The sequence below is a fragment of the Kitasatospora sp. NEAU-69 genome (genome assembly GCF_057158765.1).
The window spans coordinates 142,679-164,060 of sequence record NZ_JBWXUE010000019.1 but is presented as its reverse complement, the minus strand read 5'-3'; the positions used below and the strand labels follow the sequence as shown (position 1 = coordinate 164,060).

General features: G+C 70.9%; 17 protein-coding genes, 1 pseudogene and 1 riboswitch. Of the genes and pseudogenes, 8 read left to right on the top strand and 10 right to left on the bottom strand.

The window, feature by feature from the left end; all coding sequences use genetic code 11:
• Positions 1–102: 102 nt before the first annotated feature.
• Together AC060L_RS22475 and AC060L_RS22470 are read right to left on the bottom strand one after the other, a co-directional pair.
• Positions 103–477, bottom strand: coding sequence for a hypothetical protein (locus tag AC060L_RS22475; RefSeq protein WP_483800647.1), 375 nt, complete (start codon positions 475–477; stop codon positions 103–105).
• 154 nt (positions 478–631) lie between these two features.
• Complete coding sequence (locus AC060L_RS22470) at positions 632–1,039, bottom strand: hypothetical protein (protein ID WP_483800646.1); 408 nt, start codon at positions 1,037–1,039, stop codon at positions 632–634.
• 307 nt (positions 1,040–1,346) lie between these two features.
• On the opposite strand from AC060L_RS22470, the gene AC060L_RS22465 reads away from it, so the two are divergent.
• Positions 1,347–3,638, top strand: a complete 2,292-nt coding sequence (locus AC060L_RS22465) for a tetratricopeptide repeat protein (RefSeq protein ID WP_483800645.1) — start codon at positions 1,347–1,349, stop codon at positions 3,636–3,638.
• 1,023 nt (positions 3,639–4,661) lie between these two features.
• Here the strand turns inward: AC060L_RS22465 and AC060L_RS22460 are convergent.
• The 5 genes and pseudogenes from AC060L_RS22460 to AC060L_RS22440 all read right to left on the bottom strand — a co-directional run.
• Positions 4,662–5,060 (bottom strand): hypothetical protein, encoded by a 399-nt coding sequence (locus tag AC060L_RS22460; protein ID WP_483800644.1) that lies wholly within the window; start codon positions 5,058–5,060, stop codon positions 4,662–4,664.
• A gap of 305 nt (positions 5,061–5,365) precedes the next feature.
• Complete coding sequence (locus AC060L_RS22455; RefSeq protein WP_483800643.1) at positions 5,366–5,590, bottom strand: hypothetical protein; 225 nt, start codon at positions 5,588–5,590, stop codon at positions 5,366–5,368.
• Positions 5,557–6,357, bottom strand: a complete 801-nt coding sequence (locus AC060L_RS22450; protein ID WP_483800642.1) for a hypothetical protein — start codon at positions 6,355–6,357, stop codon at positions 5,557–5,559. Before AC060L_RS22450 ends, AC060L_RS22455 begins: the two co-directional genes overlap by 34 nt.
• Before the next feature lie 119 nt (positions 6,358–6,476).
• Entirely contained in the window at positions 6,477–8,036 is a 1,560-nt protein-coding gene (locus AC060L_RS22445) for a recombinase family protein (RefSeq protein ID WP_483800641.1), read from the bottom strand.
• A gap of 61 nt (positions 8,037–8,097) precedes the next feature.
• Positions 8,098–8,388 (bottom strand): annotated as a pseudogene (locus tag AC060L_RS22440) (flavodoxin family protein); the annotation flags it as partial.
• Between the two features lie 370 nt (positions 8,389–8,758).
• Between AC060L_RS22440 and dacB the strand changes: the two are divergent.
• Complete coding sequence (gene dacB / locus AC060L_RS22435; protein WP_483800640.1) at positions 8,759–10,354, top strand: D-alanyl-D-alanine carboxypeptidase/D-alanyl-D-alanine endopeptidase; 1,596 nt, start codon at positions 8,759–8,761, stop codon at positions 10,352–10,354.
• A gap of 119 nt (positions 10,355–10,473) precedes the next feature.
• Here dacB and AC060L_RS22430 read toward each other — a convergent pair whose 3' ends face one another.
• Entirely contained in the window at positions 10,474–12,120 is a 1,647-nt protein-coding gene (locus tag AC060L_RS22430; protein ID WP_483800639.1) for an APC family permease, read from the bottom strand.
• A gap of 323 nt (positions 12,121–12,443) precedes the next feature.
• Between AC060L_RS22430 and AC060L_RS22425 the strand changes: the two genes are divergently transcribed.
• Positions 12,444–13,931 carry a DUF2254 domain-containing protein gene (locus AC060L_RS22425; protein WP_483800638.1) on the top strand — a complete coding sequence of 496 codons (1,488 nt, stop codon included), beginning with the start codon at positions 12,444–12,446 and terminating at the stop codon, positions 13,929–13,931.
• A 12-nt stretch (positions 13,932–13,943) separates the two neighbouring features.
• On the opposite strand, the gene AC060L_RS22420 is transcribed toward AC060L_RS22425, so the two are convergent.
• Positions 13,944–14,531 (bottom strand): hypothetical protein, encoded by a 588-nt coding sequence (locus AC060L_RS22420; protein WP_483800637.1) that lies wholly within the window; start codon positions 14,529–14,531, stop codon positions 13,944–13,946.
• A gap of 194 nt (positions 14,532–14,725) precedes the next feature.
• Positions 14,726–15,151 (bottom strand): PPOX class F420-dependent oxidoreductase, encoded by a 426-nt coding sequence (locus AC060L_RS22415; RefSeq protein WP_483800636.1) that lies wholly within the window; start codon positions 15,149–15,151, stop codon positions 14,726–14,728.
• Between the two features lie 374 nt (positions 15,152–15,525).
• Positions 15,526–15,697: riboswitch (cyclic di-AMP (ydaO/yuaA leader) on the top strand.
• A 4-nt stretch (positions 15,698–15,701) separates the two neighbouring features.
• On the opposite strand from AC060L_RS22415, the gene AC060L_RS22410 reads away from it, so the two are divergent.
• The 5 genes from AC060L_RS22410 (at position 15,702) to AC060L_RS22390 (ending at position 21,378) form a co-directional block, all read left to right on the top strand.
• Positions 15,702–17,081: a transglycosylase family protein gene (locus AC060L_RS22410; RefSeq protein WP_483800635.1), complete on the top strand. Its 1,380-nt coding sequence runs from the start codon at positions 15,702–15,704 to the stop codon at positions 17,079–17,081.
• 83 nt (positions 17,082–17,164) lie between these two features.
• On the top strand, positions 17,165–17,620 hold the full coding sequence (locus AC060L_RS22405; protein WP_483800634.1) for a YchJ family protein: 456 nt from the start codon (positions 17,165–17,167) through the stop codon (positions 17,618–17,620).
• Between the two features lie 49 nt (positions 17,621–17,669).
• Positions 17,670–18,179, top strand: a complete 510-nt coding sequence (locus AC060L_RS22400; RefSeq protein WP_483800633.1) for an NUDIX domain-containing protein — start codon at positions 17,670–17,672, stop codon at positions 18,177–18,179.
• An 87-nt stretch (positions 18,180–18,266) separates the two neighbouring features.
• On the top strand, positions 18,267–19,112 hold the full coding sequence (locus AC060L_RS22395; RefSeq protein WP_483800632.1) for an isocitrate lyase/PEP mutase family protein: 846 nt from the start codon (positions 18,267–18,269) through the stop codon (positions 19,110–19,112).
• Positions 19,113–19,236: 124 nt separating this feature from the next.
• The gene (locus AC060L_RS22390; protein ID WP_483800631.1) at positions 19,237–21,378 is read left to right on the top strand and encodes an elongation factor G-like protein EF-G2; all 2,142 of its coding nucleotides are present in this window, start codon (positions 19,237–19,239) and stop codon (positions 21,376–21,378) included.
• Positions 21,379–21,382 lie beyond the last annotated feature (4 nt).

Sequence of the window (21,382 nt, the reverse complement as noted above, 5' to 3'; positions counted from 1 at the left end):
AGGCGTGGTGGCCGCATCGTCGGCCTGCGCGCCGCTGGAGCAGGGAGAGTGCGGCTCCCGAACCCAGGAAAGGGAGGGAGCCGCCGGGCTGGGGGTGGTGGCTCAGGTGAAGACGGCCTGGCCGGAACCGGAGGAGTGCCCGGATTCCGTGGCCGTCCAGATCACCCGGGTCACATTGCAGCCGTCGGTGCCGTACCCATAGGTCTGCGCGAAGGTGTTGACGCTGGCCGGCGTGAAGGAGCCACAGTCGGTGTACACGACGAAGTAGACCCGCTCGTCCGTGCGCGCGTGGGAGAGATCGAAGGTGTACTCGAAGTCGCTGCTGTTGAGACCACCGTGAATCATCACGGCTGCGCCCTGGCCGGTGTCGCCCGCCCAGGACCAGCCGTCGGAGATGGCGGCCTGGGAGGTTCCGGCGGCGGCGAGCACGAGTGTGGCCGCTACCGCGGCGGTGGCGCCGATGGTACGAAGACGCATCAGATCCTCTTTCTTCGTCAAGGGGATGAGAACTCGCTGGAGGAGACGGTCAGCAGACGTGGATGACCAGGCCCTTGCAGGTGCTGGCCCTGTTGCGTGTCAGGCGACGGCTGACATCCCGTCGTACCTCAGCTGTCGTGCGGTCTTGGGATTGTCAGCCGATCGTCATGGTGGGGCCGTCCTGGCTGCCGGACTCGGTCGGCCAGATCTGCGCTTCGAAGCCGCCGGTGGAGCAGGTGCCGGACCAGGCGTCGCCGCTGTTCGAGCCGTTGTCCTGCCAGTCGTTCCAGTCGGTGTTGAACCGGTCGCCGCACGAGGACGCGACCCGGACGTAGAAGCGCTCGTCAGTACTGGTACGGGAGGCGTTGACGTCCCAGTGGATCGCAACCTGGTTGCCGTAATCGGTCATGCAGATTCGGTATGGGGCCCCGTAGCGGGAACCCGCCCAGTTGGAGCACCACTGGGTGGGGTCGGCGTGCGCCGAGGTCGCACCCAGGCATGCGAGGGCGGTGGTGGACAGGCCGAGGGCGGCCAGGCTGGTGAGGGAGCGCCGGAGATTCACGGTCAGGCCTCCACGAGGTTGCCGGAGAGGCTGCCGGCGGCGATGGCGCGTCCGGGCTTGCGGGGCTTGAGCATGGTTGCTGTCTCCTGACTGGCGGGTGTTCTGGGCACCGTCCTCGGTGTCGACAAGTGGCTGTCGTCCGGGCGGGCCGCCCTCGTGGCGGCGCGGACAACGTTGCCGTGTCCGAACCGCGTGCACCAAGAACTCCACGCAAGTCCACGCACCGCCCCTAGACTGATCAATGGGGTGTCAGGGGGATGTCGTGAATCGATTTGGGGGGGGGTTTGCCGTGCCTGATGACAGGTCTATGCCACAACCCGACAGGGTCGTTGACCTGCGGGACTTCATCGAGACGCTGGGGCGACTGCGACTGTGGGCCGGGGCGCCGTCCTACCGCACGTTGGCCAAGCGCGCAGGTCCGCTCCTGCCGGTTCCGCAGGTGGTGTCCGCTTCGACGGTGATCGACGTCTTCAAACCCCACCGCCAGCGCCTGGACTTCGACCTGGTCACGGCGATCGTCCGCGCACTGGGCGTGGACGAGCAGGCGGTCGACCGGTGGCGAGCGGCGTGCGTGCGCGTACACGCCCGGGCCAAGGGTGCAGACCCCGGTGGGGTGCTGCGGCAGTTGCCGGCGGACTTGGCGACGTTCACCGGGCGCGGTGGAGAGCTGGCGAGGCTGCTGGATGCCGGTCGGCCGGCTGGTGGTGGGGGCCCGGTGACCGTGGTGGTCTCGGCGATCGAGGGCATGGGCGGGGTCGGCAAGACCCAGTTGGCCGTGCACGCCGCCCACGCGTTGGTCCGGGCCGGGCGCTACGGCGATATGCAGTTGTACGTGAACCTTCGCGGGTTCGACCCCGATCACTCTCCGGCCGACCCGTCGGCTGTCCTGGACGCGCTGCTGCGGCAGTTGGAGGTGCCGGCGCAGCAGATCCCGGCGGGTCTGGAGGAGCGGGCTGCGATGTTCCGGGATCGGATGCACGGCAAGGAGGCGCTGCTGCTGCTCGACAACGCGGCCGGTGAGGAGCAGGTTCGTGACCTGATCCCGGCCAGTTCCACGTGCATGGTGTTGGTCACCAGTCGGCGTGCGCTGGCCGGTTTGGAGGGTGCGTCGCTGCACATGCTGGATGTGTTCGAGCCCGGTGAGGCGGTGGAGTTGCTCGCGCGGATCGCGGGGGTCGAGCGGGTGGGGTTGGAGCCGGAGGCGGCGGCGGAGATCGTCGCGCTGTGCGGGTACCTGCCGTTGGCGGTCTCGCTGGTCGCGGCTCGGCTTCGGTCCCGGCCGGTGTGGAGTCTGGCCGAGTTGGCGGGGCGCCTGCGGGCCGAGGGACTGGACACGATGGCCATCGACGGTCGCAGGCTGCGGCCGGTCCTTGAGGTGTCGTGTCGTGAGCTGCCGGATCAGGCCAGGGGTCTGCTGCGGTTATTGGGTCTGCTGCCCGCCGGCGACTTCACCGCGCCCGCGGCGGCTGCGCTGGCCGGCATTTCGCTGAAGGAGGCCCGGGCGTGTCTGGAGCTGCTTCAGGACGAGAGTCTGCTGCAGAGCGCGGCTTTCGGCCGGTTCCAGTTCCATGACCTGATCCGCCGTTACGCCGGCGAGCTCGCCGAGGCGGAAGTGGCGGCGGGCGAGCGCCGGAGCGCGATGGAACGCCTGCTTACCTGGTACCTGCAGAGCATGAAGGCCGCCGCGCTGCGCATGAACCCCGACAAGTCGACCGACTACCTGGCCGCGGTCCCGCCGTCGGCGAGCGCGCTGTCGTTCGCCGACCGCCCGGAGGCGTTCGGCTGGTGCCGGTTGGAGCACGCGAACATGGTCGCCGTCACCGAGTGGAGTAGCAGCGAGCCCCGAGCGGCGACCTGGCAGCTGCCCAGCCTGCTCTTCTCGTTCCAGACGCAGGCGGGGCACTGGTCCGAGCTGAACAGGGTCCACGACCTCGGGTTGGAGGCGGCCCGGCGCCTCGGCGACGTCCAGGCGCAGCGTCGGATGGTCTTCGGCCTGTACGGGGCGGCCCGCGGACAGCGACGGCTCCCCCAGGCCCGCGTCCTGGCCCGCCAGGCGCTCGACCTCGCGATGGCGGTCGGCGAGCCCCTCGCGATTGCGGTCAGCACGAGTCACTACGCCGACAGCTGCAATCTGACGGACGACCTCGAGTCCGCCGCCACGCTGTACCGGCGGGCGATCCCCGACCTGCGGGCCGCACCGGGGCTCCTCGCGTCCAGCCTGAACAATCTCGGATGCACGCTCCAACGCCTCGGCCGACACTCGGAAGCAACGTCGTGCTTCGAGGAGGCCATCGACACCCTGCACCGCCACCCGAAGCCCTTCGTCCTGGCCAGCGTCCTGGACAGCACGGCGCAGACCCGTGCCGCGCTCGGAGACACCGAAGGAGCCGCCCACCGGTTCCGCGAGGCGATCGAGATGCGCGAACACCTCGGCGACGAACTCGGGCGGGCCACCAGCCTGGACGGCCTGGGCGACGCCCTGGCAGCGGCAGGCCGAACCGCCGAAGCGATCCAGGCCTGGCAGCAGGCCCACACCATCCTCGAACAACGCGGAGACCCGACAGCCGACACCGTACGAGCCAAAACGAACACGGCCTGACAGCACGGCGAGCAACACCGGCTCCAGTGCCGCGAACCCCGGCCGTACCGTCGGCACGTCCGGGCACCGCCTTCGCCAGCCCGTCCGTCCGTCCGCTGCGTGCCAGGGCGTCTCGACACCAGGGAGAACAGGGACCGAGCCAGCCGAAAACGGGCCACCGGCTGCCGGACGGCGCCCTCGTCAAAGCCGAGGGCGGCGGCGGTCTGGTCCGGGAAGAGGTCTCGCCGAGCGTTACGGGCAGGCCAGTGGACGCTACGGGCACAGGGCACCTCCAGCAGACAACCCTTAGCACGTGCGGACAGGCCCGTGATCCACCACCATGGGCGTGGAGGTGGCAGGTCGCCGGTGATGAAACTGCGGGCCCATCAGATCGAGGCGGTCGACGCGATCGTGCGCGGACTCGACCCCCGGGCGAGAGAATCCCGAGAGACGGGTTGCGGGGGCAGGTCGTCGCAGCCTGCGGGACCGGGAAGGTCGCGACCGCCGCTGCGGCTGCCCGCCGACTCGTTCCGCGCCAGGGCCGAGCAGCCGGGCCTCGGCCGCCATGAGCAGACGTCGTTGACGCTCATCGAGGTGCGGGAACAACACGTCGAACTTCAGGGCGAGTTGGTCACGGGCCGATTCGGAGATGCGCATACCACGTCCACGAGCCGCCGACAGGGAAGCAACACGTTGATTCCCTACGGGCCTTAGCCATCAGTGTCCGAGGTGTTCTCGTAGGCCGTGGAGGTTACCCGAAGCCGGCGGCAAACAAGTCCGCTCAGTACGCACCAGCAATTGCCTGGAATCGTCTGATGGGCTACTGAAGGAGGAATGCAGGTGCAAAGTTGAAAGGCACAGGAAAACAGCAGCGTGCTTATTCTAGACCGGCGGTCCAGATAGGGTGACCGCCAGGCCCACCCCAGTGCCGAAGTGTTCCGCTGATTCAGCGGCAGCCACGGGTGCCCCCTCGCTGGAAGTCTGCGACCCCCGGCGGGGAACTCCGCCGGGGGCCAGTTCAGACAGTGATCACCAGTTCGATGCTCAGACGGTATTCCCGCCGGTCCAGCCTCCGGACTCGGTCGCGTAGGAGGCGAAAATCCAGTTGGCCGCCCCGTAAGGACAGTATTCCTGGCCGCTATCCGAGGTCCTCTGGTTCTCGTCGTTGAAGTTCTGGTCGTAGACGGCGTGCCAGGAGCCGCCGCAGTCCGTCTGTACGAGGAAGTACATCCGTTCGTCCGTGCTGCCGTGGGTGTCGCTCCAGCTCCAGCTGATCAACGACGCATTGTCGCTGCTGAGGCACATTTCCACGCTCGCCTTGTAAGTGGTCCCGTACCCCCGACAGCCGTCGGCGTGTGCCGCCGTGGCCCCGAAGCCGATGACGCTCACGCTGGCCAGACCGAGCGCGGCGGCGCTGGTCGCCAGGCGCTTTCCAAGTCGCATGCTGTTCCCCCCATCCTTGCTCCCGCCCGTCGGGAGCCCAGGGAGGAGTCTGTGCGGACGGGGCACCTGTACGCATCGAGTACGACACAAGAAGTGACCGTGATTCCGCTTCGCAGCCGGCTCACAGCATCATCAGCGCCTCCCCTCCCCGCGCTTCGGCCGACTGTCGGTGCCCAATGAACCTGAGCAGCGACCAGTACATCTGCACGCCCCCTCCCATCAGGCCACCTCAGCCCACCAACCGACCACCCACCGTCCCCCAGCCCGCCCAAATAACTGCACATCACAGCCCACAGGCCCGCACATCAACCTTGATCACCGGGCGCGGACAGGATGTCCGCGTCCATGACCTTCGAGTAGATGACCGGCCACTCGTCGGTCTCACACCCGTGCTCCGTCATATCCGGCCACACACCGGTCGCGATGCCGAGGTCGACCGCCCGCAGGACCTCGACCGCGACACCCTGGCGCTCCAGGATGCCGGTACCGAGATCGATCAGCCCCTGGCCGCGGGTCGCAGTGTCCAGCACCAGCTGCCACGGCCTTTCTGCCGGCTTGTGGCTCCCAGTCGAGCAGAACTCGAACGTCTCCGCCCGGCGCGTTCGGCCACCTGCCTGATCCGTCCGCCACCCGTGCCGTCTCGCTCCAGCACAATGGACCGGTAGCTCACGTCGCGACCATCGGCCATGAGCAACCTGACGGGATTGATCCTCAACTGACAGCCAACCGACTCGTCGGTTCCCCGCAGGGCCTCTGCCAGAGGCGAGACCATCTCCGCCAGATCCCATGACGAAGACCTGAAAGCGAACCGGCCGGCGCTGGGCAAGCCGGCCAGGCGGAAGACGATGCCGATGTCCGGCTTCGGGCCGACACCCGTCCTCGCCGCTGCCCTCCTCTCGGGCCAGGTGGTGCCACATCCGCAGGGCAGCGCAGATCGGCTCGCGGGCCGGATGAAGCGACCGCCATCGCAAACGTGATCGAAGCCGCGTGCTCCTCGCCTCACCATCCGCAAGGAGAGCGATTCCGGGCCATCGAGCACGATCGACAGGCTGGTCCGCTCAGTGGCTACCTGGTACTTCTCGCCCGCCGAAACCAGCCGTGACGTAGTCGGGTCGCCGAGCGAAGCTGCAATCCGTTCGGCGATGTCCCGGGTCGCAACCGTGAAGCTCCATGTGCGGCCCGCGCCTACCCCTCCGAGCTCATCATTGTTCTGGCCGTGGCGACTTGAACCGGATTGCGGCGCGCCTGCCTTCGTATCCTTGGCTTCGGTTGCGGACGTGATCGAGGCAGATGACATGGGACCTCCGCTTGCCGGTCAATGGGAGGTCCAAGCATCCAGGGAGATCCACGATTTGGTGCGGCCGCGAAATGCGGGTAGGCGACCCACGACCCACAGTTCGCAGGCCGCCCACCACGTCAGGCCGCTCGGTCGAAGCCAGCCTGGTCGACCACGGGCACCCACGGGTCGGGCTGGTCGAGCCAGTGGATCTCCACCCGGCTGGGCCCGTCGAACGTGTTGTAGCCGCGGCGGCCCTTTGTCACGACAAATCGCCGGATCACCAACCGCAGCAGATCACGGCGAAGCGGGAGATCAGCCTTCTCCCAGGCATCCCGAATCTGCGAGTCCTCGGTAAGGAAGTTGACATCCAGACGCTTCGGCGTCGCTTCGGCTACCCGCTTCTTCGCGTTCTCCAGCACCGCTCGCGCTTCTAGCTGGAGCCTCGGCAGATGCGTGTCGAACGGCGGGTCGAAGAGCCCGGATGCCTGCTGCTCCGCCAACCGCTTGATGCCGGCTTCCGCCGTCTTCAACGCTGCGATGGCGTCCGCGAGTGCAGCCGCGTTCTCCGGCTGCTGCAGGCCTGCCCACCGTTCAGCCGCGATCAACAGCAGCGGATCGTCCGGTGCGGCCACGTTCATCCGGGAGAACCAGGCTTCCGTGACGTATGCCTCAACGCAGTCGCGGTCCACACAAACCGGAGCTGGGCAGTGATCGCCCTGCACCGCCCGCCAACACCGGTAGTTGTTCGAGTCCGCCGCTGCACCGCTGTGGCAGCCGTGGCACTTCACCGCGTCAGTGAGGAGTTTCCGCACAGCCCCCTTGCGCGCGGCTTGGTCGGGTGTCATGAAGGCGAATCCAGCAGCCACCTGCCGGGCCCGGGTCAGGAGATCGTGCGGAATCGGCTCGACCCCATCCGCGAACACGCCGACGCGGTTTCCCTCACTGTCCCGGTATGCCTGAAAGCGCCCCTGCGTCGACTCGTGCCGTCGCGGGGCCACCTGCCAACCCTCGTACACGGGGTTACGAAGGATGCGGCAGATCGCATTCGCCTGCCATCCCCCTCCGCTGGGGCCCGGTATCGGATTCGGACCGGAGTTGAGCCCCTTCGCGACGGCCCGCTGCGAGAATCCGTCAGCAATGCAGCTCACGATGTGCAGCACGATCCGCCACTCCTCGGGGACGTGGTGGAGCTTTCGCGCCTTGTCAGCACGCAGGCCGTACGGCGCCATCTGTGTCCACTTGCCCCGGGCCCGGTCCGCCGCCCTGGCCGACTTGACGTTGTACGAGAGCCGCACGGAGTACTCACGTGCCTGCTCCGCACGGTCGATGATCCACCGTCGGTCCCGCTCGACCGAGCTGTCGAGCCCGTCGTAGTCGAAGATCACCCGGGCCTTGCCGAGGATCGGCCCGATGTCGTCGATGCCCTTACGGGTGAAACGGTCCAGGTATGCGCACCAGAGGGCGGGCACCTCACCGGCCAGAACCGCGGCGAGCGCCTTGTCGAACTCCGGTCGTTCGACGTCGCTCCAGGCGGAGAGGTTGTCCACCCATACGTGGCGGACGCGGTAGCCCTCGCGGGCGGCCCAAGCGCGACCACTGTCTTCCTGGGCCTGGATGGAGGTCAGGTCTCGGGGGTCTTCATGGCGAACCACGCGCGATTTGCGCAGGTAGAGGTCGACGCACGGCAGGTCGGACATCACTCGGCTTCCGTTCGGGGCGGGCCATCATGGCACGCATTTCCGGCTGACAGAGTGTTCCGCCGACCCACACCGGACCGACCAACGTGAGAATGTCCGCGTCCATGACCTTCGAGTAGATGACCGGCCACTCGTCGGTCTCCCACCCGTGCTCCGTCATGTCCGGCCACACACCGGTCGCGATGTCGAGGTCGACCGCCCGCAGGACCTCGACCGCGACGCCCTGGCGCTCCAGGATGCCGGTACTGAGGTCGATCAGTCCCTGGGTGTGGCTCCTCTCGGGAGACCGCTTGAGCGTGCAGTTGATGACGAGGGCACGCAGGTCGCCGTACGTCGCTGTCGTCTCCGTCATGGCCGTATCTCCTTCGCACGCCGCATCCGGCAGGCCGGTCCGCGGCCGGCCCACTCCGTGCCCGCCGTGCCCGCCTTGCCCACTGCCGTCCAGTTCATCAGTTCCGCATTCCCGGCACCGGACGAGCCGGGCGACACGCACGAGAACGATTCCCATGGGTACGCGCATTCGACCGATCGGATGACTTTCACACCCCACGCCGTCAGCACACCGCGCAGAAGGCCCCTGCCGGATTCCGTGTACTTACCATGATGCGCCGTGAGTGCCCTGCAAATCGGGGCTTCCGACTCCAGAAACGGCTGAGTGAATGAGATCAAGGATCCGTGGTCGGCTTCGGGCCTGGGCCACCGTCAGTGTCGCAGTCGCGGTCGTGGCGGGCACAGCTGCCGCCGCACCCGCCGAGAGCCCGCACGGCGGCCTCGGGCCCGACATCACGGCGATCATGAACAAGCCCGCGTACAAGAACGCGCAGTGGGGTCTGCTGGAGACCGACCCCGAGAGCGGGCGGGTCATCCACTCCATGTACCCCGACCAGTTCTTCATGCCGGGTTCGACCATCAAGCTGATCACCATCTCCGGTGCCTGGCACGCACTCGGCCCGGACCACCGCTTCACCACGCCGGTGAACGCGATCGGCCACCTCGACGGATCGACCCTCACCGGGAACCTGGCGCTCGTCGCCCAGGGCGACCTCACCATGGGCGGCCGGACCAAGCCGGACGGGTCGGTCGACTTCACCCCCATCGACCACACCTACGCCGCCGACATCCCGGGCGCCACCCTCACGCCGGAGGACCCGCTCGCCGGCCTCGACCAGATCGCCCAGCAGGTCCACGACTCGGGCATCACCACGGTCAACGGCGATGTCGTCATCGACTCGCGGCTGTTCACGCCCCCGCCGATCACCCCCCAGCCGACGCCCCTGATCATCAACGACAACGTCATCGACCTGCTGAGCACGCCGACCTCCCCCGGCCAGCCCGCCCAGCTGACCTGGCGCCCCCAGGTCGCGCCGTACCAGGTCACCTCCAACGTCCGGACGGTGGCCGCCGGCGGCACCACCGACATCGAGGTCACGACGTCGCCCGACGGCACGGCGATCACGCTCTCCGGCACGATCGCCGCCGACGCCCAGCCCACCCTGAAGATCTCCCAGATCCAGGACCCCAACGCCTTCGGGCGCACCGCCCTGATCGAGGCCCTGGGCCGCGCCGGGGTCACCGTCACCGCCCCGCCGACCGGGCCCAATCCGGACAACAGCACGCTGCCCGCCTCGTACGCCGGCGATCCCCAGGTGGCCGCCTTCGTCTCACCGCCGTACCGCGACTACGCCAAGCTGATCCTGAACGTCAGTCACAACCTCGGTGCCAACCTGGCCCTGTGCAACATGGCCACGAACCGCGGCAGCAAGGACTGCTTCGACGGCTTCCCGGTCATCCACGACTTCCTCGCCAACACGGCGAACGTCGACCCGACCCAGTTCCAGATGGCGGACGGCCGCGGTGACGTTCCGGTCGACCGCGTCACGCCCACCGGGCTCAACCAGCTGCTCACCTACTGGCTGCGCACCCCCGACGCGGACGCGTTCCGCACCTCACTGCCGATCCTCGGCGTGTCCGGCACGGGCGCTCTCTTCTGCACCACCGACTGCCCGGCCAAGGGCAAGGTCTTCGCCAAGCCCGGCACCATCATCGGCGGCGACCTGCTCAACCAGCAGATCGCCATCAACGCGCAGACGTACGCGGGCTACCTGCAGGCGGACGACGGCCACCTCTACACCTTCTTCATCGGCGTCAACGGCGCGGCGGCGCCGGACATCCAGGGGTTCTTCAACACCAACGACGACGTCGACGAGATCGCCGTCCTCCTCCAGCAGGAGGCCTGCGCGGAACGCGGCGCCGGCCGCGCGCAGCACAAGGCCGTCACGCCCGCGAGAAAGCCCCTCGACCTGAGCATTCACCAGTAGGGCCACCGGTACCGGGATCAACCGGCAACGAGGCTCCCAGGCGGTCGGGCGAGATGTGTCTCACGTCTCAACCGGCCGGCCTGGGAGCCTCGTTGCTCGTCCATGTGCGGTGCGGTCCGTCAGTGGCCGCCGGCGTCGATGACCTCGACGTCCGTGATGTTGCGCTCGATCTCCGCGAGCGGCAGCGAGACGCTGAGCGCCCAGTAGTAGACGACGAGCGCAAGCACGATCACGACCGCGATGTCCCACCAGAGCGGCAGGTTCTTCGTCGCGCCGGCGCCGAACTGGCCCTGCCAGGAGATCAGGCCCATCCCGACCAGGTAGACCGGCAGCCACTGGCCGGCCCGGAAGTCCATCCGCGGCGCTCCCGGCAGGTTCTTGGCCTGCGCGTACGCGGCGTAGGAGCCGAGCAGCAGGTAGCCGATCAGGATCGACAGGCCGAGCCGCCAGAGCGTGTTCCAGCCGGCCCAGTAGATCACCAGGCTGGCGATGGCGAAGGCGATCGGCGAGATGATCTCGCCGGCCGGGAGCCGGTACGGGCGGTCGGCGTCCGGCATCCGCTTGCGCAGCACGCCGAAGGCGAGCGGGGCGCCTGCGTACATCAGCACGACGGCGGAGGTGATGAAGCTGACCAGCTGCTGCCAGCTGGGGAACGGCAGGAAGCAGAGCACACCGGCGACGAAGGCGATGAGCAGGCCGAGCCACGGCACCGAGCGCCGGTCGGTGGCCTGCAGGGTGCTGGGGGCGTAGCCGTTGCGGCTCAGGCCGTAGGTGATCCGGGAGCTGGAGGTGATGTAGACCAGGCCGGTGCCGCCGGGCGAGATGATCGCGTCGATGTAGAGCAGCGAGGCCAGCCAGCCCAGCCCGATCAGCGTCGCGAGACCGGCGAACGGGCCGCTGATGCCGGTGTAGCTGAGGTTGCCCCAGCCGTGCGCGAAACTGGCGGCCGGCATCGCTGCGATGAAGACCACCTGGAGCAGGATGTAGATGATGCTGCCGAGCAGTACCGAGCCGAGGACGGCGCGCGGGATGTCCCGGCGCGGGTGGGTGCTCTCCCCCGCCCACTGGATCGCCTGCTCGAACCCGAGCAGCGCGAAGATCACGCCGCTGGTGCTGATCGCCGTCAGCACACCACGCGCGCCGAACGGCGCGAAGCCCTGCGAGGTGAAGTTACTGCCGTGGAACTCCGTGGTCGCGAAGACCAGGATGGTGAGCAGCGGAATCGCGACCTTCCACCAGGTCGCCGCGCTGTTGGTGTGCGCGAGCCAGCGGACGCCGAGGAAGTTGATCGCCACGAAGAGCGCGAGCAGCAGCGCCGCGACGAAGAATCCGGAGGTGGTCAGCGTGCCGTTCTTGTGCTGGAAGCCGTCGGCCCAGGACCAGTGCCGGGCGTAGCCGATCATCGCCTGCACCTCGATCGGGGCGATGGTGGACGCCTGGAGCCAGGTGAACCAGCCGAAGGACATGCCGGTGAAGCCGCCGAAGGCGTAGTGCGGGTAGCGCGCGGTGCCGCCGGCGACCGGGAACATGCCGCCGAGCTCGGCGTGCACCAGCGCCAGCAGCACGATGGCCACCGCGCCGATGCCCCAGGAGAGCAGGGCGGCGGGCCCGGCGGCCGTGACGGCCTTCTCGGCGCCGAACAGCCAGCCGGAGCCGATGATCGCTCCGACCGAGGCCCAGAGCAGGCCGATCAGCCCGACCTCGCGGCGCAGCGCGTGCCGCGGGCCGTTGGGCGGAGAGGTGGACAACGGGTCGGCCGATGCCATGGCGTGGTCTCTTCCAGCTGACGTGGGCCTCGCCGGGCTGACGAGGGGCAACCTGACGCTGCCGTAGATCGGACCGGGCGTCAGTACTCCACGCGGTGACGGACCCGCACCGCCACCCGTCCGGAGGAGCGCCGCTCACGCGGACGGCGGACGGGCGGTGGCAGGCGCACGGCCGGTGGCGGGCTCCTGACGCAGTGCACGGCGAACCGGTACGCGGCGGGGGTCGATCGGGTCCGATCGGCTAGGCTCGTTCGCTGGTGAGCCGGGAAGCCTGGTCGGCATCGAGTGCAGCGTCGACCATGCCCACGTGCCCTGGAGGCCCGATGCCCCCCGCCACCACCCGCGGTGCCACCACCCGCAACGCCACGTCCAGCAGCCCGGGTCCGACCGGAGAGACCGGCAGCACCGCCAACCCCGCCGCACACAAGGCCCGTTCGGCCACCGGCCCCCGGCCGCCCGGCGGCGCTGCCTGGCGGCGCGAGGCACTGCGCACCAACCTCTGGCTGGTCCCGGCCGCCGAGGCGGTGGCCGCCGTCGCGCTGTTCGGGCTGACCATCGCGGTGGACCGGGCCGCGTACGACGGCAGGATCAGGCTCTCCGACTGGCTGCTGAGCGGGACGGCCGATGCGGCGCGGCAGATCCTGACCACGGTCGCCGCCGCGATCATCACGGTCGTGGGACTCGTCTTCTCGATCACCATCGTCGTACTGACCCTCGCCTCAACCCAGTTCGGCCCCCGCATGCTGCGCAACGTGATCCGCGATCGCGGCACCCAGCTGACGCTCGGCACCTTCGTCGCGAGCTTCCTCTACACCGTCCTGGTGCTGGTCGCGGTGAGTCCCGGTGGGCACGGGGACTTCGTCCCGCACCTGTCGATCACCATCACGCTCGGGCTGACCGCGGTCGACCTCGCCGTCCTGGTCTACTTCATCCACCACATCGCCACGCTGATCCAACTCCCCCAGGTGGTGGCCTCGGTGGCGACCGATCTGGCCGGCGCGATCGAGCAGCAGGGCGGCGGCGACAGCGGTCCGCCACCGGGATACGACTGCGGGCCGGACGCCGCCGAACTGCTGCGGCTGATCGACCGGACCGGCGCGGTGATCCCCACGCCCGAGAGCGGATACCTCCAGTACCTCAAGCACGAGCAGCTGATAGCGCTCGCGGCCGAGGCCGACGCGGTGCTCCATCTCCCCTACCGGCCGGGGCACTTCCTGGTCCGCGGCCGGCCGCTGGCGGTGGTCTGGCCGGCCTCCGCGGCGCCCGCGCTGACCGGCCGGCTGGCCCGGCTGCAGGTCACCGGCCCGTACCGGACGCTCACCCAGGACGTCTCCTTCGGCGTCGACCAGCTGGTGGAGATCGCCATCCGGGCGCTCTCCCCCGCCGTCAACGACACCTTCACGGCGCTGACGTGCATCGACTGGCTGAGCGACTGCCTGTGCCGGATCACGCACGGCTGGCACCCGCGCCGGGTGCACCGCGACCGGGCCGGCCGGATCCGGGTGATCGCCGCGCAGCCCGCCTACGACCGGCTGGTGCAGCGGGCTTTCGAGAAGATCCGGCAGTCCTCGGCCGGCATGCCGGCCGTGATGATCCGCCAACTGGAGTCGCTCTGCCGGGTCCTGGAACAGACCGAGCACCCGGGGCGCCGCCAGGTGCTGCTGGACCAGGGGGCGATGATCTGGCGCGGCTGCGAGGAGTCGGTCTCGGAGCCGGCCGACCGGCGGGACGTCCAGGCGCGGTACGCCGCGCTGCTGGACCTCGGTGAGTCGCTCGACACGTCACTCGCCGAGTCGCTCGACGGGCCGTGACGCCGCGCCCGTTCAGGCCGTGCTGTACCAGTCCCAGTCGAGCCCCAGATCCGGCACCTGGCCCTCGCGCGAGGCGATGGTGATCAGCGGGCGGTCCTTCCACACCTGCGGATCGTTCTCGCGCCGGCAGAGCAGCACCCGGGCGTGGTCGGTGTTCGAGACCAGGACCAGCACCGCCTCCTTGCGCAGCGCCTCGAACACCGCCGGGTCCGGATCGGCGAGCGCCGCACGCAGCCGGGCCCGGTCGTCGAGGCGCAACCGGCCGCGGTCGCCGTAACCGAGCGGGCGGGTCTCGGCGGTGGCTCTGGCCTCGCCCCGGGAGAGCGTCATCATCGCCAGCAGGGTCGGGATCCGGCCCGGGTCGGTGACCCCCTCGCCCTGCGCGGCCCGGTAGACGGCGAGGCCGACCAGGGCGCGAACGGCGTCCAGATCGGCCCCGGCGACCCGGGGATCGTGGGAGGCGGACCAGAGCGTCAGCCCGAGCGCCCAGTGCATGGAGACGTCCAACGCGGCGGCGTTTCCCATCAGCGCGGCGTCGACCTCCCACCACCAGCGCGGATCGCCCTGCGACGCCTCGACCTCCGGTTCCAGTTCGTGCACAGCACACCTCACTCCTGGTGTGCGCACCGCGGTTCCTGTCGTGAGCTGTCGTGGTGCGCAACCCCTATCGTGCTGCGCCGCGCCGTGCGGTGTCCGGCAATCCGGCAAACCCACGATTGCGGGCTGCCGGAAGGGCGTTGACCGGTTTCTCAGGTCAGGCTCAGGACGAGCGCGGCATCAGGCTCGGCTCCGCCTCAGCCGGTCTGACCGTAGAGGCGCTCGACGTGCAGCTTCACGAGCAGCCGGCGGTCACGGACCATCACCGAGCGGAACTCGTCCCAGTTTGGGTGCTCGCCGCGGGCCGCGCGGTAGTGGTCGACGAGCTCCTCGACGGCCGCGTCGTCCGGCGCGGCGGCGACCGCCGTGAGTTCGACGGTGCCCTCGGCCACCGCCCAGGTCCAGAAGTCCTCACTCGTCACGTGCAGGCTCGCGCGCGGGTCGCGGGCGAGGTTCCTGGCCTTCGCGCGGTCGGCGGTGGTGGAGACCCGGATCAGGTCGCGCGCCGGGTCGTAGTGGTAGTTCACGTTGGACAGCTGCGGCCGTCCGTCGTGCTTCAGGGTGGCCAGCACCCCGGCGTTGCGGGCAGCGATGAGATCACGGATCGCGGCGTCGTCCGCCATGGTCCCCTCCAGGTCATGGATGGATCTGTCTGGTCTGTCACCGAACTGCTGTGCGCCTTGAACTGCTGCGCGCCTTGCTCTGTTCCCCCGCTCTGTCGCCACAGTAGCGGGCGGGGCGGGGATCGGCGGGCGGGATCGGGCCGGACGGAACGCGTCTCCCGTGGCCGGTGGCAACCATGCCGACCGGAGGCGGCGGCCGGGACTGGAGACGCCTCCCGCGATCGGAGGTGTCTGCACGGAGGACCGCTGCGCTGCCGTGATTCGCATGTGATGTCGGCGATGCGGGGTTGTTATCAGTGTGATGATCCGTCTAGTCTCCGTGCAGCTCGCTTGTAGCGGGCGCCCGAGCGCGGTACGCCGAATCCTGCCCACCGCGTCTTACGGGACCTCGACCACGACCTCGGGGCAGGAGCGGGGGACCCAGGTTCAGTGCCGACTCCCCTCGGCTAGGGGTGAAGCCGCCCAGCGGAGCGATCCGCGACGGCGGCCGGGCCACCTCCCGGTCCGAACCCGACAGCTCACCTCGAAGGCGTGCGGAGAGGTACGTTCCATGGTCTTTTCCGGTTCCGGCCGCCACCGTCGCCCGTCCCAGGCCGACCGCGCCGTCGCCGCCGCGGGCGTGGCGAGCGTCGGCCTCGCCCTGCCGCTGCTGACCGCCGCGAGCGCACACGCCGCCACGCCCACCACCTGGGACGCGGTCGCGCAGTGCGAGACCGGGGGCAACTGGAGCGCCAACGCGGGCGACGGGTTCTACGGCGGCCTGCGGATCACCCAGCGCACCTGGGACGCGAACGGCGGCGACCAGTACGCCTCCGACGCCGACCACGCGAGCCGGGGCCAGCAGATCACGGTCGCCGAGCGGATCCTGGCCGCCGAGGGGCCGAATGCCTGGGGCAGCTGCGCGACGACGGCGGGGCTGGGCCAGACCGGACCGACGACGCCGTCCCCCGCACCGAGCACTCCCACGCCGGGTACGTCCGCGCCGAGCACCCCCGCGCAGACCCCGCCGACTCAGAGCACTCCGACTCAGAGCGCCCCGACCCAGGGTGCTCCCACCCAGAGCGTCCCGACCCAGAGCAGTGCGGCCCCGAGCGCTCCCACCCAGAGCACGGCCGCGCCGAGCACTCCCACCCAGACGCTGACGAACCAGCCGCAGCAGCCCCAGAGCCAGCCGACGACGCCGCCGGCCACCGCGCCCGGCATCACCACGCCGGCTCAGCCGGCCGCCCCGGCCACGACGCCCACCCAGGCGACCACCCCGGCGGCCCCGGGCCTCCAGCCCCCCAGCGCCGCCACCACCACGCCGGCCAACACCACCACGCCGGGTACCCCCGGCACCCCCTCCGCCGGGCCGAGCACCCCCACCGCCGCACCGACGACGCCCCCGGCCACCACCACGCCGGGTACCCCCGGCACCCCCTCCGCCGGGCCGAGCACCCCCACCGCCGCACCGACGACGCCCCCGGCCACCACCACACCGGCCACGCCCAGCACCACCACGCCGGCGGCGCCCACGACCACCCCCGGCACGAGCGCCGTCCCCACCGCGCCGTCCGCCCCGGCCCCGACGCCCAGCGCGCCGACCACCTCACCGGTCCTCTCGCCGAGCATCATGCTCAACGCGTTCAGCGTGTTCGGTCCGGCGACTACCCCCGCGCCCGCCCCGGCGGTGCCGAGCTACCCGGACGCACCCGTCCCCGCGCCGACCACCGCACCGACCGCACCCGCGGCACCGGCACCGGCACCCGCGACCCCAGCGCCCGCGGCCGGTACGCCCGGCGCCTACACCGTCCAGTCCGGCGACAACCTGTACGACATCGCCAGCGCCCACCACGTCGGCAGCTGGCAGCAGCTGTACCAGGACAACCTCGGCACCGTCGGCCAGAACCCCGACCTGATCCTCCCCGGCCAGCAGCTGCACCTCTCCTGACACCGGGCCACACGCGTCGAGGTCGGTCCTTGCCAGGGCCGGCCTCGACGCCAGCGCATCGGACGATCCGTCACAATGGCCCCATGTCCCGACGCACCAACCGCTCGCCCCGGCCCCGCCCCACCACTTCAGGCTCCGGCCCCGGCCTCGTGCCGACCGCCGCCTGCCCGTGCGGCCTGCCCGCGAACTACGGCGACTGCTGCGGCCGGCTGCACCGCGGCGAGGCTCAGGCAGCGACGCCCGAGCAGCTGATGCGCTCGCGGTTCAGCGCCTTCGCCGTCCAGGACGCGCCCTACCTGCTGCGCAGCTGGCACCCGGACACCCGCCCGCCTGCCATCGACTTCTCGCCCGAGCTGCGCTGGGTGCGCCTGGAGATCCTCGGCAGCACCGACGGCGGCCCGTTCCACACCGAGGGCACGGTCGAGTTCCGCGCGCACTACCGCGAGCACGGCGAGCCCGGCGCGTTGCACGAGAACAGCCGCTTCCTGCGCCACGAGGGCGCCTGGGTCTACCTCGACGGCGTCATCAGCGAGGACTGACCGAGACCGCGCGCGCAGAGCGACCGGCCCGGAACCGAGGAGAGACGACGTGGCGCAACTGCCGCTGGACGAGCACATCCGCAGCCTCCCGCACGGCATCCTGTTCACCACCGTCCACTTCACCGACGAGAGCGGCCATCCGGTGCTGCTGAAGTCGGTCTACGACCCGGACGTCTGGCAGTTCGCCGGTGGCAACCTCGAAGCGGGCAGCGACCCGTGGGAGTGCGCGCGGCGGGAGGTGCAGGAGGAGACCGGCCTCGTGCTGCCCGCGCACCCGGTGCCGCCGCTGCTCGCGCTGCTCTTCATCGCCGAGTCGCAGCCGTGGCCGTTCAAGGTCGGCGTGGTCTTCGACGGCGGGTCGCTCTCGCCGGCTCAGCTCGCCGCGATCCGGCTCGACCCGGCCGAGCACACCGACTTCGCGGTCCGCCCGCTCACCGAGTGGCGCACCGAGCTGCGCCCGAACCGGCTCGCACTGGTCGAGGCGGTCGCCGAGGCCCGCCGCACCGGCCGCGCGAGTTACCTCACCCTGCCACTCCCGGCCCCTCGCCAGGGCGACTGACCCCCGCCCGGCGCCCGACCGCTCAGCACCTGCCCGACCGCTCCTGCCCGATCATTCGCGATGCGTCATCCGGAAGGACCCACCGTCATGCAGCTCTCCGCAGCGGACCAGCACCGGCGCGGCACCGTGTTCCGCGAACTCCACGCCGCCCCAGGCGCGTTCGTGATCCCCAACCCGTGGGACGCGGGCAGTGCCCGGCTGCTCGGCGGGCTCGGCTTCCACGCGCTGGCGACCACCAGCGCCGGGCTGGCCTTCTCGCTCGGCCGCGCGGACGGGGCGAACCTGGTCAGCCGGGAGGAGACGCTGGCGAACGCCCGCGAGATCGTCGCCGCCACCGAGCTGCCGGTCGCCGCCGACCTGGAGAACGGCTTCGGCGCGACGACCGAGGAGGTCGCGACGACGATCCGGCTCGCCGCGGCGGCCGGGCTGGTCGGCGGCTCGATCGAGGACGCCACCGGCGACCCGGCCGCGCCGATCCACTCCTTCGACACCGCGGTCGAGCGGATCGAGGCGGCCGTCGCGGCCGCCCGCTCGCTCGACTTCCCGTTCACCGTCACGGCCCGCGCCGAGAACTTCCTGCACGGCCGCCCGGACCTCGACGACACGATCCGGCGCCTGCAGGCCTTCGAGGCGGCCGGTGCCGACGTGCTCTTCGCCCCCGGCCTGCCCGACGCCGACGCGATCCGGACCGTCTGCGCCGCGGTCTCCCGCCCGGTCAACGTGCTGGCCGTCGGCGCCGCCGCCGAGCTGACCGTCACCCAGCTCGCCGAGCTCGGCGTGCGCCGGATCAGCCTGGGCTCCGCGCTCCCCCGCCTCGCCCTGGCCGCGGTCCGGCGGGCGGCCGAGGAGATCCAGGGTAAGGGCGGGTTCTCCTTCACCGCCGAGACCCTGCCGTACGCCGAGGTGAACGGGCTGATGCAGCCGGAGGCGTGATCACCGCCCGCCAGGCCGGCGAGCGGCGCAGTCCGCCAGCCGGGCGAGTCCGCGTTGGCCCATCCCGAACGGCGGTGGAAAGCTCGAAGCACCAGCTTTCCCGTGCCACCCGAGGAGCGCCGCGATGTCCGAGCGAGGATCGTCCCGGGCGGGGGCTGCCGGCCGGGCGCCCGCCGTGGCCGGGCCCGAGCAGCTGCGCAACGTCGTCCTGGTCGGCGTCAGCGGGTCCGGCAAGACCACGCTGACCGAGTCCCTGGCGTTCGCCGCCGGCGCGCTCACCAGGGCGGGCCGGGTGACCGACGGCAGCACGGTCTCCGACCACGAGGAGATCGAGCACCAGCAGCAGCGCTCGGTCCGGCTCTCCCTGGTGCCGATCGAGTGGCAGGGCGTCAAGATCAACCTGCTCGACCCGCCCGGCCACGGCGACTTCGCGGGCGAGCTGCGCGCGGCCCTGCACGCGGCGGACGCCGCCGTCTTCACCGTCTCGGCCACCGACCTCGCCACCGCCGATCCGGTGACCGGGCCGGGCCGCGCGCTCTGGGACGAGTGCGCGGCGGCCGGCCTGCCGAGGGCCATCGCCATCACCCATATGGACGCGGCCAGGGCGGACTTCGACGAGCTGCTGGCCGTCGCCCGGCAGGCGTTCGGCAACGGCCACCCGGACGCCGTGCAGCCGCTGGACCTGCCGGTGCGCAGCAAGGGCCGGCTGAGCGGCACGGTCGAGCTGATCTCCGGCGAGACCCACGGCGAGGCCGGGTCACCGCCGGACACCGGGCCCGCCCGCGAGGGCCTGGTCGAGGCGATCGCGGGCGAGGACGACGAGCTGCTGGAGCGCTACCTGGGCGGCGAGGAGCTCGACCCCGGCACGCTCACCCGCGGCCTGCGCGGCGCGGTGCTGCACGACGCGATCCACCCGGTGCTGCCGATCGCCGAGGACGGCACCGGCGTGCCGGACCTGCTCGACCTGATCGTCTCCTCGTTCCCCGCCCCGACCGACCGCCCGGGTCCGGTCCCGGCGGGCGGGTCCGAGCCGTTGCCCTGCGACCCGGCCGCGCCGTTGGTCGCGCAGGTGGTCCAGAACACCGGCGACCCGTACGTCGGACGGCTCAGCCTGGTCCGGGTCTTCGCCGGCACCCTCCACCCGGACCTGCTGGTGCACGTGGCCGGCGCACCGCCCGAGGCGCCCGATCCGGCGGACGAGCCGGCGCCCGAACCGGTGGACGAGCGGATCGCCGGTCTGACCAGCCCGTTCGGCAAGCAGCAGCGCGCCGTGCCGGAGGCGGTGGCGGGCGACCTGGTCTGCGTCGGCAAGCTGAGCTCGGCCCGGGTCGGCGACACGCTCTCCGACCCGGCCGCACCGACCGTGCTCGCGCCCTGGCCGCTGCCGGAGCCGCTGCTGCCGCTGGCGATCGAGGCCCACAGCCGCAGCGACGAGGACAAGCTCGCGCAGGGCCTGGCCCGGCTGATCGCGCACGACCCGACGGTGCGGCTCGAACAGAACGCCGCCACCCGCCAGTTGGTGCTCTGGTGCACCGGCGAGGCGCACGCGGCGGTGGTGCTCCACCAGCTGGGCACGGTGCACGGGGTCCAGGTCGACCAGGTGCCGTACCGGGTCGCGCTGCGCGAGACCTTCGCCGCACCGGCGACCGGGCACGGGCGGCTGGTCAAGCAGTCCGGCGGGCACGGCCAGTACGCGATCTGCGAGCTGCTGGTCGAGCCGCTGCCGGGCGGCAGCGGCTTCGAGTTCGTCGACAAGGTGGTCGGCGGCTCGGTGCCCCGGCACTTCATCCCGTCGGTCGAGAAGGGCGTGCGCGCGCAGCTGGAGCACGGCGTGGGCGACGGCCACCCGCTCGTCGACGTCCGCGTCACGCTGGTGGACGGCAAGGCGCACTCGGTGGACTCCTCGGACGCCGCGTTCCAGACCGCCGGCGCGCTGGCGCTGCGCGACGCGGCCGGTCAGACCGGCCTGCGGCTGCTCGAACCGGTGGCCCGGGTCGGCGTGCTGGTACCGGACGACTACCTCGGCAGCGTCTTCAGCGACCTGTCCGTCCGCCGCGCCCGGGTGCTCGGCACCGAACCGGCCGGCCCGGGGCGCAGCCTGCTGCACGCCGAGGTGCCGGAGCTCGAACTGACCCGATACGCGGTGGACCTGCGCTCGCTCTCGCACGGCACCGGCTCGTTCACCCGGTCCCCGCTGCGCTACGAGCCGATGCCGCACGCGCTGGCCGAGAAGGCGGCCAAGGCGGAGCAGGACGACGCGCACTGAGGCG